The following is a 14,073-nucleotide window of genomic DNA, read 5'->3' as shown; positions in this document are numbered from 1 at the left end:
ATGTGCACGCTCTACAGCATCACCACCAATCAGGGTGCCATCAAGGCGCTCTTTCGCGTCCCGCGTGATGCCGCAGGCAATCTGCCCGGCATGCCGGCAGTGTTTCCCGATTGGGAAGCGCCAATCATTCAAAACGTCGACGGCGAGCGCGAGCTGATCAAGATGCGGTGGGGCCTCCCCAATCCACCGCAACATCGTGGCATCAATACCAACATCCGCAATCCGACATCTCCGCATTGGCGCCATTGGCTCAAACGCGAGAACCGCTGCCTCTTGCCGGCGACCCGCATTTCGGAGCGCAACGATAAGCCCAATCCGGCGTCGCTAAAGAACGCCGACGGCTTTAAGCACGCCATAGATAGGAAAAAGGACGTGGTCTGGTTCGCGCTCAAGCCATCGCGGCCTGTCTTTTCCTTTGCGGGAGTTTGGACCGGCTGGAGGCGAGGCGCGCGGCACCAAGGCCAATCCGACCGAGGGAAACCATTTTATTTGTGCGTCTCCAACGTGCCCGGCGGATGGCGTGGTCGCGCCAGTTCGCGCTAAGACTATGCCGGTCATTCTCACTACACCTGAAGAATATGATCTTTGGATGCGAGCGCCGTGGGACGAGGCGGCATCGCTTCAAAAATCGATGCCTGATGCGCACCGATCGAACTTACGCGTTGCGCGAACAAGGAAGACTGCACTCAATTCCATTCATCCGACGGGTTACCTCTTAGAAAGATAGCACCCATGTATCAGCCAATCTCGACGATTCTCCGCCCCGCCTACGTGTTCAATAGGCAGGAAGCCTCTTGGCGGCTGCAAAGTGGCCAAACCAACTAACCGCTCGCTTGGACCGCTCCGATGCCGACCTATGACTTCAAGCGGTTATCCGCCTTCGACTTTGAACAGCTTGTCGCCGATTTACTCCGCGCCGAGTGGAAGTCCGATCTTGAGATTTTCACGCCAGGCCCTGACGCGGGAATCGATCTACGAGCCTTTTCAGACTCAAAGAAAGAAGCGCTCGTTCAATGCAAGCACTTTCCGCAGACCACTTTTTCTAAATTGCTCGCGCATTTGAAGAAGGAGGAGCTGCCGAAAGTACGTCTCCTCGCGCCACAACGTTATGTATTAGCAACATCCCTCGGATTGACACCAGCCAATGTGAAAACCCTTGTCGGGCTCTTTAAACCGTACTTGAAGCGGCAGTCCGACGTTTTTGGCAGGGATCGGCTCAACAGCCTGTTACGACGGCACAAGGCCGTCGAGACTGCCAATTTCAAGCTCTGGCTTACCAGCACAGCCGTCATGCAAAGGGTATTGCACAATGCCGAACACTCTCAAACCCAATTCGAGGTCGACCGCGTCAATCGCAAGGTGCCGCTTTTCGTCCAGAATGAAGCGTTCCCTCGCGCCCAACAAATACTAGATGACAGCCGTGTTGTGGTCATTTCGGGCGAGCCCGGGATCGGAAAAACGACGCTCGCTGAAATGCTGCTCTTCGCGCATCTGGCGCAAGGCTTCCGACCTGTCGTAATTGAAGGGGGAATTGAAGAAGGCAAGCGGCTATTTGACCCGACCGCAAAGCAGATCTTCTACTTTGACGATTTCTTAGGAGAAACATTTCTTCCAGAACGTCCGGAATTGCTGGCCAAGAATCAGGACGCTGCACTCCTTCACTTCATGGAGGCAATACGTCGATCGAAAGCAAGTCGGTTTATCCTGACCACCCGCGAGCATACTCTACGAACGGCGCTGAGTTCATCAGAACGACTACGCCACGGATCACTCATTAGTCACCGGTGCCTATTGGAGCTCCGTGATTATTCGTTCGGTCAGAAAGCACGTATCCTCTACAACCACCTCTTTTTTAGTGAGCTTCCTGCCGGGTATAAAGCGGCAATCGTGCAAGGCGCATTTTACATTCGGGTCATTCGCCATCGAAATTTCAATCCGCGGCTTATCGAATGGCTTTCCGGCTACGCCCGCGTCAAAGATATCCCGGCAAGCGGCTATCAGGAACACGTTAGCGCCCTTCTGAACAATCCCGGAGAAATTTGGGCCCACGCATTCGACAATCAGATTTCAGAGGCTGGCCGCAACATCCTCTTCACGTTAGCTACCGTGCAATGGAGCGCTGAAGTCGATGTCCTGGAAGCCGCGTGGCGAACGCTCCATGACTTCAAATCAAAAAAGTACAACTTCCGGACAACTGCGAATGACTTCAAACACTCTCTCAACAATTTAGAGGGTTCATTTGTTAAATTTTCCGACCGGAAGGTCAGCTTTATTAACGCGTCCGTTCGCGATTTCGTTCAGAACCTGTTTCGGAACAATGCAGAGTATGGCCACGACCTTATCGGTTCCGCCGTTCATTTCTCCCAAATTCGAGTACTGCGTGATTTGCAGAAGGAACGGGATTCCGAGACTCTCAACGCGATCTTGATGCCCAGTCTGCCGTTGCTTGAGGCATTGAAGCGCGTCATCACAGTGCCGCATCTGCGCTGGCATAAAGACAGCAACGGTCGTGCGACTGGCACTTATATCGACGACGCTCCGGATAGCCGCTTGCGCACGATCATACGGTGGGCCGACGACACAAAGTCCATGGAACTCCTGGGCTTAGTCTCGTTGGCTTATGACCACCTGCAAAAATCGTTTAGTGTTTTTATCCCGGGTATGCTCGAGGTGTTGCGTACCCTCGAAACGTCGGCGTGGGTTTACGCTAACGGCGGAGCCGACCTTCATGCCGAAATAATGGACATTGTTCTGGGAATGCTTGGCCAGGCTCGAACCTATGATTGGAGGTCAGTTTTCGATTATCGAGCAACGGCCTCGGGCTGGACAGCGAAAAGTGAGGCTCGCTTTGCGACTGAATATCAGGACTACCGACGGAAGGGCGTGTTCGATGAAGTGGAGGACTGCAACGAGCTCTCGGATCTCGAAAGCATGCGTGACACACTTCGCGACATCCAGAAGTCGCACAAACAAGTGTTCAAAAACGTCATCAAGCGGCTGAACGTGGCTATCGAGAAAACCCGAAAGTCGATGGACGAGGGCGTTGATGACGACTATCAGCCGATCTCTCAAAGCAATTCAGCCGGTCCCGACGATATCGACGCTGTGCATCGGCTTTTTGGCAGCTTGCTTTGATCCGTTGACGGCCCAGCGTAGGGCGTCAAAACCGCCCGGTGGTAATCGACCCTGGCCGCAGCATACGCGCCTGACGTCGACCGGCTCGGTATCTTGTCAACGTGCTGGACAGCGGCTGAGGTCGATGATTGGGCCTAAGCGGCCGGCCACCGGGACAAAAGTATAATGACTTCATTGCTGTAACTGAGTCACTCAAGCCGATGCCGGCATCGAACTAACAAATTCCGCTATGACCGCTTGGTCGGGCGAGAGAGATTCAAAACGCGACTCAAATAAGCCGTTGGTTTTCCCGGAAATCCCGTACTGGACCGATCTTGCGGGTTCTAAGATTCGGAGAAAATTCGGTTCTCCGGACCTATCCGGCGATAGCTTGGATGGGTGAGCGGACTGCTCCGTCGGTAAAAAAGCAGGAAAACGGCCGCGTTTATGGCTCCCTCCAGATCGAAGTACGAGATCATTTCGGTGGGATGGCGGAGGGAGAGAACCCGGGCTCGAACATTCTCTATTGGACCGCTCGAGCCATCTTCAAAAACTTGTTTGATTTCAATATCTTAATTGAACGGATGGAAGGCACGCAAATCGCTCACATAGCAGGTCCCAAACCAGCGGCACGTATGAAAGAGCCCAGTTATGGCGTGACATACACCGGTCCCCCCTTGTACTTCCCAAACAGAAGACCGTTTTGACCCCCCTCTACGAACGATCCCTGGCGCTGTCTCGCCCGCTGGATCGCGCTACGGCTCGAGCATGCGGGCCTACATCGCAGCGGTCAGCCGAATAGGCAGAACGACGCCGCCGATCCGCAAAACGGCACTGGCGGGGTCGCAGCGGCCTGCTGATCTCAGCAATTCGACCGCGGGCCCAAAAGCCCTTTGCCGGACGCGTTAATCCTGCTCTGCGGCAAAGAGCGTGATCATCACGCTCAAAGCGTGGTGACGACAGCAACCATCCCCGGCCGGAGGCAGGCTGCATGAAGACGCATCCCCGGCTCACAGGCCCTTCTGGCGCCGGGGTTTAGCGGCGACGCGGCGTCCGTCAAGCACCACCATGCCGAGCGGTCAGCATGGCCGACCAGATGGGGCGCAGTCACGGGGACGCCCGCCTGCGTTTCATGGCGCCTGCCATTCGCCATGCCCAGCAGGGCGAGATTGCGCTGACGCACGACGCGGGCGGCGTTTCGGCGGTCGCCATCGCCTCCGCAACGTGCTCGGCGACAACGCCAATTTAGGGCGCTAGGAACCTTGGTTCGGCGAGTCGCTTTACGCTACCAGTTCCTCAATTCAAGCGAACAGATGCAACGGATGGCCGGCGTTCTCCTTGGTGTTTCAGCCGCTTTGGCGGGATGCCAACGGGAAGAGCGGCAGTTGCGGCTTGACCCGCCCGTTGCCGATGCGCTCGACAAGATCGCTCTGATGCCGAGCCGCATCGGCGGCGCGCCGCCGGAGGTGTATTTTAAGCTCGGCAAACCCTACGAGGCCAATGCGTATAATCTGAGCCAGGGTAAGCGGCTCTATACTTGGTTCGGCTGCAAGAGCTGCCACGGCGACGGCCAAGGCGGCAGCGGCCCAGCCTTTCTCGACGGCTGGTGGTATTACGGCCCCGAGTTGGTCTCGATCTTCGCCTCGATCCGGGACGGGCGGCCGCATGGAATGCCCGCGTTCGGCGATAAGATGACGACGGATCAGATCTGGCAGCTCGCCGGCTACGTGCAGACCATCGGCTCTTACGAAGGCAAGACCGCCGCACCGAGCCGCAACGACGAGAAGCAGACGCGGCCAGCCGAAAATCGCGCACCGGCCAAGCTACTGTTCGACGAAGGTCCCTCGCCGGTGCATCCTGACCAGGGACCGACACCGTGATCCGCGCCGCCACCAGAGTCGGTTTGAGCGCGATGCTCGCCGTCCCACTGACGGGATGCGGCGGCAATTGGCAATCCGTGCTCGATGTCGAAGGCAGCGCGGCGATCAGCCTGAAACATCTGATCATTCTAATCGTCGCGGTCTGCTCTGTGGTCTGGATGCTGGTGATGGTCGCGCTGATCGCGGCTTTGTGGCGGACACGCGATGCGCATCCGACCACTCCCGAACCGGTGCGCGAGCGACGCATGACCCTGGCCGTCACCGGTGCCGTCGTCGCCACCATTCTCATCATCAGCACTTTCACCGTGTTGAGCTTCATTGCGACCCGCACGCTCAATGTGGCCGGTCAGGACGATCTGACGATCCGGGTGCGCGGTCTGCAATGGTGGTGGGGGCTCGAATATATCGGCCCCCATCCATCCCAGCGGTTCGAGACCGCCAACGAGATCCACATTCCGGTCGGCCGCAACGTACGCCTCAAGCTCGAAGGCCTCGACGTGATCCACTCGTTCTGGGTCCCGAGTCTCGCAGGCAAGCAGGATCTCGTTCCCGGCCGGTCCAACGAGCTCACCATCCGCGCTGAGCGCGCCGGTGTCTATCGCGGTCAATGCGCCGAGTTCTGCGGCATGCAGCACGCCCATATGGCGCTCCTGGTGATTGCCGAACCGCAAGAGGATTTCGAGAGATGGGCGGCCGCACAGCGACAGACGGCAACTCCACCGATTGACGAGGAAGCCGCTGCCGGATTGCAGACGTTTCTGACGAAGCCATGCGCCGCCTGCCACACCGTTCGCGGCACTGCGGCGGCCGGCACCACAGGGCCCGATCTCACCCATGTTGGCAGCCGCCGCACCATCGCGTCCGGCATGTTCGAGACTACACGCGGCTCGCTCGCGGCCTGGATCGCCGATCCGCAGACAATCAAGCCCGGCAACAACATGCCTTTGGTGCCGCTGAAGCCCGACGAGCTGCGCGCGATATCCGCATATCTGGCGAGCCTGAAATGACCCGCCCCGCGACGGCGCCTGATACGCGCGACATCGATATCGAGCGCACGCGCCTGACCAGCACGCTGGCCGAAACCTGGAAGACCCCGCCCGGCTTCTGGGGCGCACTTACGACCGTCGACCACAAGATCATCGGCCGCCGCTACATCTTCACCGCCTTCGTCTTTCTGGCTCTCGGCGGCGTGCTCGCCGCGCTGATGCGCCTCCAGCTCGCCCAGCCGGAGGCACGCCTGATCGGCCCCGACCGCTATAACCAGATCTTCACGATGCATGGCGCGAACATGATGTTCCTGTTTGCCGTGCCCGTGATGGAAGCCGTGGCGGTCTATCTCGTGCCGCTGATGGTCGGCACGCGCAACATCGCGTTCCCGCGCCTGAACGCATTTTCGTACTGGATCTATGTGGCAGGCGGTGCGCTGCTCTGGATCGCGTTCGCGCTCGACATGGGGCCCGACGTCGGCTGGTTCGCTTATGTGCCGCTGTCCGGCCCGCAATACGGTGCCGGTAAGCGCGCCGACATCTGGGCTCAGATGATCACCTTCACCGAGCTCTCGGCGCTCGCCATCGCGGTGGAGCTGGTGGTCACGATCTTCAAGCAGCGTGCACCCGGCATGACGCTCGACCGCATACCGCTGTTCGTCTGGTCCATGCTGGTGACGTCGTTCTTGGTGATCATGGCGATGCCGGCCATCATGATTGCGAGCACCGGACTGATCCTCGACCGCCTCTTCGGCACGCATTTCTACAATCCTGCCGAAGGCGGCGACGTGCTGCTGTGGCAGCATCTGTTCTGGTTCTTCGGCCATCCCGAGGTCTACATCATCTTCTTACCCGCCGCCGGCATGGTCTCGACTATGATCGAGCCATTCGCGCGACGTCCCGCCTTCGGTTATCTCGGACTGGTGATGGCGCTGATTGCGACCGGCATCCTCGCCTTCGGGCTTTGGGTGCATCACATGTTCGTAGCGGGATTGCCCCGGCTCGGCGACAGCTTCTTCACCGCATCCAGCATGGCGATCGCGATTCCCGCAGGCATCCAGATGTTCTGCTGGCTCGCCACGCTGTGGGACGGCAGGCCGGTGTTCAAGACACCCCTGCTGTTCATCATCGGATTCATCGTGACCTTCGTCATCGGCGGGCTGACGGGGGTCATGGTGGCGTCGGTCCCGTTCGATACCCAGGTACACGATACCTATTTCGTCGTCGCGCATTTCCATTACGTGCTGATCGGCGGCGCCGTGTTTCCCTTGCTGGGTGCCGTCCACTATTGGTTTCCAAAGCTGACCGGACGCATGATGAGCGAAACACTCGGGCGGTGGTCGTTCTGGCTCATCATCGTCGGTTTCAACGCGACCTTCTTTCCGATGCACATCCTCGGTCTCGAAGGCATGCCGCGCCGGGTGTACACCTATCAGCCCGACCTGCCCTGGCACGGGCTCAATGTGTTCATCAGCCTCAGCGCAGTCGTGCTCACCGCCGGATTCCTGCTGTTCTTCATCAATGTCCTCAAGAGCGCACGCTTCGGCGAGGTTGCGCCGGACAATCCCTGGGATGCGCCGACGCTGGAATGGGCAACGACATCGCCGCCCCCCAGCTACAATTTCGCGATGATCCCGGTCGTTGGCAGTCTGCATCCATTGTGGGACGAGCGCGACACCCTGCCTGTCGCTGATGGCTTGCGCACCGATCGCCGCGAACTGATCGTGACCACGCTCGCCGCCGCCGAACCGCAGGCGCGTGAAGCCTCGCCACGTAACTCGATCTGGCCGCTGCTGGCAGCGGTCGCGACCACGATCATGCTGATCTGGTCGATCTTCTCGCCCTGGGCCGTCGTCTGGGGCTCCATTCCGATCGCTGTCGCGCTGATCGGCTGGTTCTGGCCCAAGGGCACGCCGGAGGATGAGTCATGAGAGAGAAGATCGTGCTCGACCTCGGCCGCCTGCCACTGCATGGCATGGGCACGGCGAGCGTCACCTGGTGGGGAACGCTGGCCTTTATGCTGATCGAGGCCACCGGCTTCGCGCTCACCATCGCCGTCTATCTCTATCTGATGAGCCTGGCCACTGTCTGGCCGATCAACGCGCCGGCTCCCGACCTGCTTCCCGGCACCCTGGTGACCTTGATCCTAGGCATCAGCCTCGTTCCGAACATCCTGATCTCGCGCTGGGCCGAGCATCAGGATCTGCGCAAGGTGCAAATCGGGATGGTGATCATGTCGATCTTCGGTATCGTCCCCCTGATCGTGCGCATCTTCGAATTTCCGGCCCTGAAGGTCAGCTGGGACAGCAATGCCTATGGCTCCGTCGTGTGGATACTGCTGGGCCTCCATACCACCCACATCATCACTGACCTCGTCGACACTCTCGTGCTGGGGGTGCTCATGTTCACGCGGCACGGCCCGAATAAACGGAGGTTCGGCGACGTCCAAGACAACGCCATGTATTGGAACTTTGTCGTCGCGACCTGGCTTCCGATCTATGGCTGCATCTATTGGCTGGCACGGCTATGAACGCGTCACGGTTCTTTACTTATCTCTCGATTTGGGCGGGTCTCTGGTTCGCCGCGTTGACTTGGGCTGTGAACATGCAGCTTGGACAGATCCTGCCCTACGCCGACTGCCGCTCCCAGCTGTCTTTGTCCGCCATCATCTCATTCGTCGGAGCGGCGCTCGCGTCAACGTCGGGCCTGGCCTCCTGGTGGTCCCTGCGCCGCGTCGCTGGCGTGGCAGCCGAGCAGAGGAATGCCCATCTAGGCGGGATCGTCAGTACGCTTTCCGCAAGCGTCTTCACCTTCGCCCTGCTGATGCAGGGCGTCGCGGCCGTGGTGTTGAGCGGATGCGAAAAATAGGCCTTGCGACGATTGCCTGGTGGGTGCCGCACGCGGTCTATGCGCATGGGGCACCGCCGGAGGCTGCAGCACCGAGCTGGACGTTCGATCCGTGGATCGTCGCGCCGCTCATCACCTTTGGGCTCATGTACGGCATCGGCAGGCTGGTACTGGCAACGAAAGGGCGCAAACGCATATGGCAGGACGTCGTCTGCGCTGCAGGCTGGCTGACGCTTGCCGGCGCGCTGGTGTCACCGCTGCATTGGATCGGAGAGCGCCTCCTCTCATTCCACATGATCGAGCACGAGATCCTGATGGCCGTGGCGGCGCCCCTGCTGGTGATTGCGCGTCCGGTTGGAGCGCTGCTCTGGAGCCTGCCCCGACGGCTGAGGCTGACGATCGGCCGCGCAATGCGGCATGCGCTTGCGACAAAGCTGTGGGCCTTCTCGAGCACCGGCCGCAATGCGACGGTGCTGCACGGGATCGCGATCTGGGCCTGGCACGCGCCGGCGCTGTTCGATGCTGCTGTCGAGAATATCCTTCTGCATCGTCTGCAACATCTGAGCTTCTTTCTGACCGCTATCCTGTTCTGGTGGTCGGTATTCCGGCGGAGCGACACCGGCAGCGCCGCCTGGCATGTGTTCGTCACCATGCTCCACACCAGTATCCTCGGCGCGTTGATGGCACTGGCCCCGCACCTGCTCTACCGGCAGCAGGCGGACGCCGCTGCGGTCTGGGGTTTGACACCACTCGAGGACCAGCAATTGGCCGGCATCATCATGTGGGTACCGGCCGGAACGATCTATGCGGGCGCCGCGCTCGCGCTAATCGCGCTCTGGATCCGACGGGCCGGCCAAGACCGGGAGAGAGCCGATGCGCTTCACGCTTCCTAAGTGGACGGCTCTCGCATTGACGACAGCGGGCCTCCTCGTTGCCGCAGCCGTCGGAGCCGGCTTCGCGTGGAGTGGGCGCCAGCAGACGGAGAACATCGCCCGCGCCATGACCGGGGGCGATCCGACTCGCGCCCCGGAGTTGATCCGCCGCTATGGCTGCGCCGGCTGCCACACCATCTCAGGCATTCCCGGCGGCGACGGAAAGGTCGGTGGTCCGCTCGACGGCCTTCGGGCGCGCGTCTACATAGCAGGCGTTGCGAGCAATACGCCGGACAATCTGATTCAATGGATGGTAACACCACAAGCGTTCTCGCCCCGGACCGCGATGCCCGCAACCGGCATCACGGAAGGCGAGGCACGCGACGTCGCCGCCTACCTTTTTGCGCAGTGAAGCCGTGCTCAAGGGCTGGGCGTCGGCCGTGACGGCAAGGATTTCACGAAAGAGGCAATCGCCTCCCGGTCGCTTTCGGGCAGCACGGCCAAATTGGTGACGACGTCGGACATCGACGAGCCGACGCGGCCGTGATTTGGCGTGTTCCCCGTTTTCAGCATCGCCGCCAATTGGGCTTCCGACCAGTCGCCGAGACGCGCCGCCGTGATGTTGGGATAGAAGCCGGTGCCGGCAGGATCCTGCCCGCCGGCATAGCGCGTGCTCGGCTTGATCCCACCCAGCATGTCGCGCGTGGAATGGCATTCCGCGCAATGGCCGAGCGCCTCGGCCAGATAGCGCCCGCGATTCCACTTCTCGTCCCGCGCCGGGTCTGGCGCGATCGGGCCAGGCTTGAAGTACAGCATCTTCCAGAATGCCAAGGCACGGCGAATGCGAAATATCGGATTGATCTCATGATTCGGCGGCCGTCCCTTCACCGCGGGCAGCGTGCGCAAATAGGCCATGAGATCCCGGACGTCCTCGGGCTGCGTGTGGGTGAAGCTGACGTAGGGAAAGACCGGATAATAGTGGCTTCCGTCCGGAGACACGCCGCGCAGCAGTGCATTGGCGAGATCCTCGGCGGTCCAGTTTCCGATGCCGTCGATCCGATCAGGCGAGATGTTGGGCGCGCGAAACGTTCCGTACGGCGAGGCCAACGCTATCCCGCCGCCAAGACGCGAACGATCAGACTGGCCTGGCGAGGCATGGCAGGACGCGCAATCGCCGGCCGCGAACACGAGCTTGCCGCGCTCGGGATCTCCTTCCGTCTCGGATACGACCCGCGCTTCGGCCGCGGTGATGCGCTGTGGCGCGCTCATCCACCAGCCGGCAACTGTTGCGGCGCAGCCGGCAAGGACCGCTGGGATCAACAAGAGACGCGCGCGCATCCGGTTCTACTCCCGCCAAAACTCCGTGAGCTCTTCCGCTGTCACCAGATCTACCTGACCATGAAAGCGGGTGCGGTACATCGTCATGAGCGCGTCATGACCGATGTCGGACGAACTGCACAACGCGTCCTCGACGATGACAATCCTGAAGCGAGGTCGACCGCGCTCATCACCGTCGACAGAATGCAGACGTCTGTCTCGGCGCCTGAAACCACGATCGTGCCGACGTTCTTCTCGACCAGCAGGCGCGCAAGGCCGGGATTGCTGAATGCCGAATAGGCCAGCTTGTCGATGACGGCAGCCGGCGGCACAAATCTGTTCAGAGACGGTACGAGTTCGAGAGCGGACGACGGAAGATGCCTGCGGGTTGCCTGATACCAGCGGCGGAAATAGCTCTGCCATTGTCCGGGTCGATCCTGGGAGTTCTCCGGCGTGACGAAGCGCGTGAAGACCGTTCTCGCTTCGCATCGCGCAACGATCGAGACGATCGTCGGCAGGACACGCTCCATCCAGGGCGTCGCCCACAGGCCGCCGGGAGCAAAAATGTTCTGCATGTCGATGCACAGATGAACCGCGTCCCTGATCTCCGCAATTTCCGAGGCGCTGTCTCTCATCGTCCTCCAGCCCTGATCTTGCTGTCGTCACCCATGGCGCGTCACGACGCCGAGGTCAGGGCCTCTGCGGCCTCGACCAATTCGACAGGAGTGTCCTTGTAGAGGCGCACCGGAACGGATTTGGCCGCGGGAACCTTGCTTCCCTCCGCGTAGTGCCAAAGCGGGATCAGCACGTTGCATTCCGGATAATATCCCGCAATGCTCCTGCGCGGGATGCCGTAGGGGACCACCTGAAGTTCGCTCAAGCTGCGCTCGACGCCATCTCCCGCCTCCGTGAAAAGCGTGACGGTGTCTCCCGTTTTCAACCCCTCATCCTCCATGTCGGCAGGGTTCATGAAGACGACGTAGCGACCGCCGGTGATGCCGCGGAAGCGGTCGTCTTCGCTGTAGATGGTCGTATTGAACTGTCCATCGGCGCGCATCGTCATCAGCTCGTAGATTCCATCGCTTTCGAGGGGTGGCGCAAAGGCCGACTTTGGAACGGTGAAGTTCGCCTTGCCGTTCGGCGTCTTCCACTTGCGCTCGCGGGCCGCAAGCGGCCGCGGAAAACCGCCGGGCTCGAACATGCGCTTGTTGAAGTCCTTGAACTGGTCGGGATAGGTACGCTCGATCGCGTCCCGAACTTTCGAATAATCGCCGCGCCATGCGTCCCAATTGACCTTCGGATTTGAATTCAAGGTCGCCTTCGCGAGCGCGGCGACGATCGCCGGCTCGGACAGCAGGTGTTCGGCCACGGGCTTGCGTTGACCCCGCGAGCCGTGGATGCAGGCCGTCGAATCCTCCATCGACACGGCTTGCTCGCCGCTATCCTGCCGGTCGATCTCGATCCGGCCAAGGCATGGCAGCAGATAGGTCACCTCGCCCGGCACGAGGTGGGTGCGGTTGAGCTTGGTCGCGATTTGCACGGACAGGCGCAGGCCGGACCATGCGGGCTCCATCAACGACCGCTCCGGAACGGCGCGCAAAAAATTGCCACCGAGACCGACGAAACCGCGAATGCTGCCTTTCAGGATGCCCTCGCAGGCATCGACGGTGGACACCCCATCCCACCGCGGCGGCTCGAAATCATAGAGCTCGGCGAGCTTGTCGAGCGGCACCAGCTTGGTCTTCTCGGAGATGCCGACCGTGCGCTGGCCCTGGACGTTAGAATGACCGCGGATCGGCGAAACCCCCGCGCCGGGCTTGCCGATATTGCCGCGGAGCAGCAGCAAATTGATGATCATCTTCGCCGTCTCGACGCCGTGCTTGTGCTGGGTGATTCCCATGCCGTAATTGGCGATCACAGCGTTGGCAGCCATGTAGGTATTGGCGGCCTCGCGCAGGGCCATCCGGGTGAGGCCCGACGCCCGCTCGATCTCATCCCACTCCTGTGCCCGGCAGAAGGCAGCGAATTCCTCGAAGCCCGCAGTGTGCTCCTGAATGAATGCGACATCGACGACCCGCGCATCCCCATTGTCACGGGCGAGGTCGTCCGCCTCGATCACCCATTTGCAAATGCCGGTGATGGCGGCGGCATCGCCGCCGACCCGCACCTGATAATATTGCGAGCTGATGCGCGTGCCGCCGGCGATCATCTGCACTGGATTTTGCGGATTGACGAAGCGCTCCAGGCCACGCTCGCGCAGTGGATTGAAGGTCACGATCGGCACGCCGCGCTGCGCCGCCTCCTGCAAAGGATGCAACATGCGCGGCGCATTCGTGGTGGTGTTGTGCCCGAAGAAGAAGATGCAATCGGTGGCCTCGAAATCATCCAGCAGAACCGTGCCGACTGGAACTCCGATTACCTCCGGCAATGCGACCGAAGTGCTCTCGTGACACATGTTGGAGCTGTCGGGAAAATTGTTGGTCCCGTACATGCGACCGAACAATTGGTACATATAGCTGGTTTCGAGCGACGCGCGGCCGGACGTGTACATAACGACCGAACGGGGATCGAGCCGGTTCAGCTCAGCGCCGATGTCCCGGAAAGCGTCGTCCCAGGCGACCGGCAGGTATTTGTCGCTGGCGCTGTCATAACGCATCGGCGTGGTCAGGCGTCCCCGCTCCTCCAATTGATGATCCGACCAGGTTCGCAGCTCACCCAGCGTATGTTGCGCAAAGAAATCCGGCGTCACGGTCTTGTTGGTCACTTCCCAGGCGGTCGCCTTGGCGCCGTTCTCGCAGAACTCGAACGGCCGCGGCTTGGCCGGCTTGGCCCAGGAACAGCTCACGCACATGAATCCATCGGGCTTGTTCTGCCTGAGCAGAATCTCGCTGCCGAGGACCGCAACCTCCTCCTGCGTCAGGATGTGAGCCACGGCGTTGAGAGAGCCCCAGCCACCGGCGGGAGAATCATAAGTCTCTACCTTTGCCTTTTGCCGCATGACGCATCCTTCAATCGCAGACCACACACCCAGCGCCCTGCACCCAAAACCCGAGATGC

The 14,073-nt window shown here is 60.7% G+C and carries 13 protein-coding genes and 1 pseudogene; 11 read left to right on the top strand and 3 right to left on the bottom strand.

Going from position 1 to position 14,073, the window contains the following annotated elements; translation table 11 throughout:
- The 11 genes from CIT37_RS02945 (at position 1) to CIT37_RS02895 (ending at position 10,111) form a co-directional block, all read left to right on the top strand.
- A complete protein-coding gene (locus CIT37_RS02945; RefSeq protein ID WP_244611358.1) occupies positions 1-543 on the top strand; it encodes an SOS response-associated peptidase family protein in 543 nt (180 codons plus the stop codon).
- Between the two features lie 303 nt (positions 544-846).
- Positions 847-3,135 carry an nSTAND3 domain-containing NTPase gene (locus CIT37_RS02940; protein ID WP_095425388.1) on the top strand — a complete coding sequence of 763 codons (2,289 nt, stop codon included), beginning with the start codon at positions 847-849 and terminating at the stop codon, positions 3,133-3,135.
- A gap of 374 nt (positions 3,136-3,509) precedes the next feature.
- Complete coding sequence (locus CIT37_RS02935; protein ID WP_152036314.1) at positions 3,510-3,821, top strand: hypothetical protein; 312 nt, start codon at positions 3,510-3,512, stop codon at positions 3,819-3,821.
- A gap of 377 nt (positions 3,822-4,198) precedes the next feature.
- Positions 4,199-4,363 carry a hypothetical protein gene (locus tag CIT37_RS02930; protein ID WP_174719450.1) on the top strand — a complete coding sequence of 55 codons (165 nt, stop codon included), beginning with the start codon at positions 4,199-4,201 and terminating at the stop codon, positions 4,361-4,363.
- Between the two features lie 73 nt (positions 4,364-4,436).
- The gene (locus CIT37_RS02925) at positions 4,437-4,994 is read left to right on the top strand and encodes a c-type cytochrome (protein WP_095425387.1); all 558 of its coding nucleotides are present in this window, start codon (positions 4,437-4,439) and stop codon (positions 4,992-4,994) included.
- Between the two features lie 32 nt (positions 4,995-5,026).
- Positions 5,027-6,001, top strand: a complete 975-nt coding sequence (gene coxB / locus CIT37_RS02920; protein ID WP_095425386.1) for a cytochrome c oxidase subunit II — start codon at positions 5,027-5,029, stop codon at positions 5,999-6,001.
- Complete coding sequence (gene ctaD / locus CIT37_RS02915) at positions 5,998-7,911, top strand: cytochrome c oxidase subunit I (RefSeq protein ID WP_095425385.1); 1,914 nt, start codon at positions 5,998-6,000, stop codon at positions 7,909-7,911. Before coxB ends, ctaD begins: the two co-directional genes overlap by 4 nt.
- Positions 7,908-8,510, top strand: a complete 603-nt coding sequence (locus CIT37_RS02910) for a cytochrome c oxidase subunit 3 (RefSeq protein WP_095425384.1) — start codon at positions 7,908-7,910, stop codon at positions 8,508-8,510. Before ctaD ends, CIT37_RS02910 begins: the two co-directional genes overlap by 4 nt.
- A 74-nt stretch (positions 8,511-8,584) precedes the next feature.
- Positions 8,585-8,848: a hypothetical protein gene (locus CIT37_RS02905; protein ID WP_152036313.1), complete on the top strand. Its 264-nt coding sequence runs from the start codon at positions 8,585-8,587 to the stop codon at positions 8,846-8,848.
- A complete protein-coding gene (locus tag CIT37_RS02900; RefSeq protein ID WP_095425382.1) occupies positions 8,836-9,720 on the top strand; it encodes a cytochrome c oxidase assembly protein in 885 nt (294 codons plus the stop codon). Before CIT37_RS02905 ends, CIT37_RS02900 begins: the two co-directional genes overlap by 13 nt.
- The gene (locus tag CIT37_RS02895) at positions 9,701-10,111 is read left to right on the top strand and encodes a c-type cytochrome (RefSeq protein ID WP_095425381.1); all 411 of its coding nucleotides are present in this window, start codon (positions 9,701-9,703) and stop codon (positions 10,109-10,111) included. Before CIT37_RS02900 ends, CIT37_RS02895 begins: the two co-directional genes overlap by 20 nt.
- Before the next feature lie 8 nt (positions 10,112-10,119).
- Here CIT37_RS02895 and CIT37_RS02890 read toward each other — a convergent pair whose 3' ends face one another.
- From CIT37_RS02890 to CIT37_RS02880, 3 genes and pseudogenes are all read right to left on the bottom strand, one after another.
- Positions 10,120-11,037, bottom strand: a complete 918-nt coding sequence (locus CIT37_RS02890) for a c-type cytochrome (RefSeq protein ID WP_095425380.1) — start codon at positions 11,035-11,037, stop codon at positions 10,120-10,122.
- 6 nt (positions 11,038-11,043) lie between these two features.
- Positions 11,044-11,651 (bottom strand): annotated as a pseudogene (locus CIT37_RS02885) (cysteine hydrolase family protein).
- A gap of 41 nt (positions 11,652-11,692) precedes the next feature.
- Entirely contained in the window at positions 11,693-14,014 is a 2,322-nt protein-coding gene (locus tag CIT37_RS02880; RefSeq protein WP_095425379.1) for an FdhF/YdeP family oxidoreductase, read from the bottom strand.
- Positions 14,015-14,073: the final 59 nt, after the last annotated feature.

Source organism: Bradyrhizobium ottawaense, assembly GCF_002278135.3.
GTDB classification, from domain to species: domain Bacteria; phylum Pseudomonadota; class Alphaproteobacteria; order Rhizobiales; family Xanthobacteraceae; genus Bradyrhizobium; species Bradyrhizobium ottawaense.
This window is presented reverse-complemented; position numbering and strand designations above follow the sequence as displayed.

Bases quoted from the DNA above. Each gene is read 5' to 3' on its own strand.
- CIT37_RS02945 (WP_244611358.1), top strand. From the start codon at position 1: ATGTGCACGCTCTACAGCATCACCACCAATCAGGGTGCCATCAAGGCG.
- CIT37_RS02940 (WP_095425388.1), top strand. From the start codon at position 847: ATGCCGACCTATGACTTCAAGCGGTTATCCGCCTTCGACTTTGAACAG.
- CIT37_RS02935 (WP_152036314.1), top strand. From the start codon at position 3,510: ATGGGTGAGCGGACTGCTCCGTCGGTAAAAAAGCAGGAAAACGGCCGC.
- CIT37_RS02930 (WP_174719450.1), top strand. From the start codon at position 4,199: ATGGCCGACCAGATGGGGCGCAGTCACGGGGACGCCCGCCTGCGTTTC.
- CIT37_RS02925 (WP_095425387.1), top strand. From the start codon at position 4,437: ATGGCCGGCGTTCTCCTTGGTGTTTCAGCCGCTTTGGCGGGATGCCAA.
- coxB (WP_095425386.1), top strand. From the start codon at position 5,027: ATGCTCGCCGTCCCACTGACGGGATGCGGCGGCAATTGGCAATCCGTG.
- ctaD (WP_095425385.1), top strand. From the start codon at position 5,998: ATGACCCGCCCCGCGACGGCGCCTGATACGCGCGACATCGATATCGAG.
- CIT37_RS02910 (WP_095425384.1), top strand. From the start codon at position 7,908: ATGAGAGAGAAGATCGTGCTCGACCTCGGCCGCCTGCCACTGCATGGC.
- CIT37_RS02905 (WP_152036313.1), top strand. From the start codon at position 8,585: ATGCAGCTTGGACAGATCCTGCCCTACGCCGACTGCCGCTCCCAGCTG.
- CIT37_RS02900 (WP_095425382.1), top strand. From the start codon at position 8,836: ATGCGAAAAATAGGCCTTGCGACGATTGCCTGGTGGGTGCCGCACGCG.
- CIT37_RS02895 (WP_095425381.1), top strand. From the start codon at position 9,701: ATGCGCTTCACGCTTCCTAAGTGGACGGCTCTCGCATTGACGACAGCG.
- CIT37_RS02890 (WP_095425380.1), bottom strand. From the start codon at position 11,037: ATGCGCGCGCGTCTCTTGTTGATCCCAGCGGTCCTTGCCGGCTGCGCC.
- CIT37_RS02880 (WP_095425379.1), bottom strand. From the start codon at position 14,014: ATGCGGCAAAAGGCAAAGGTAGAGACTTATGATTCTCCCGCCGGTGGC.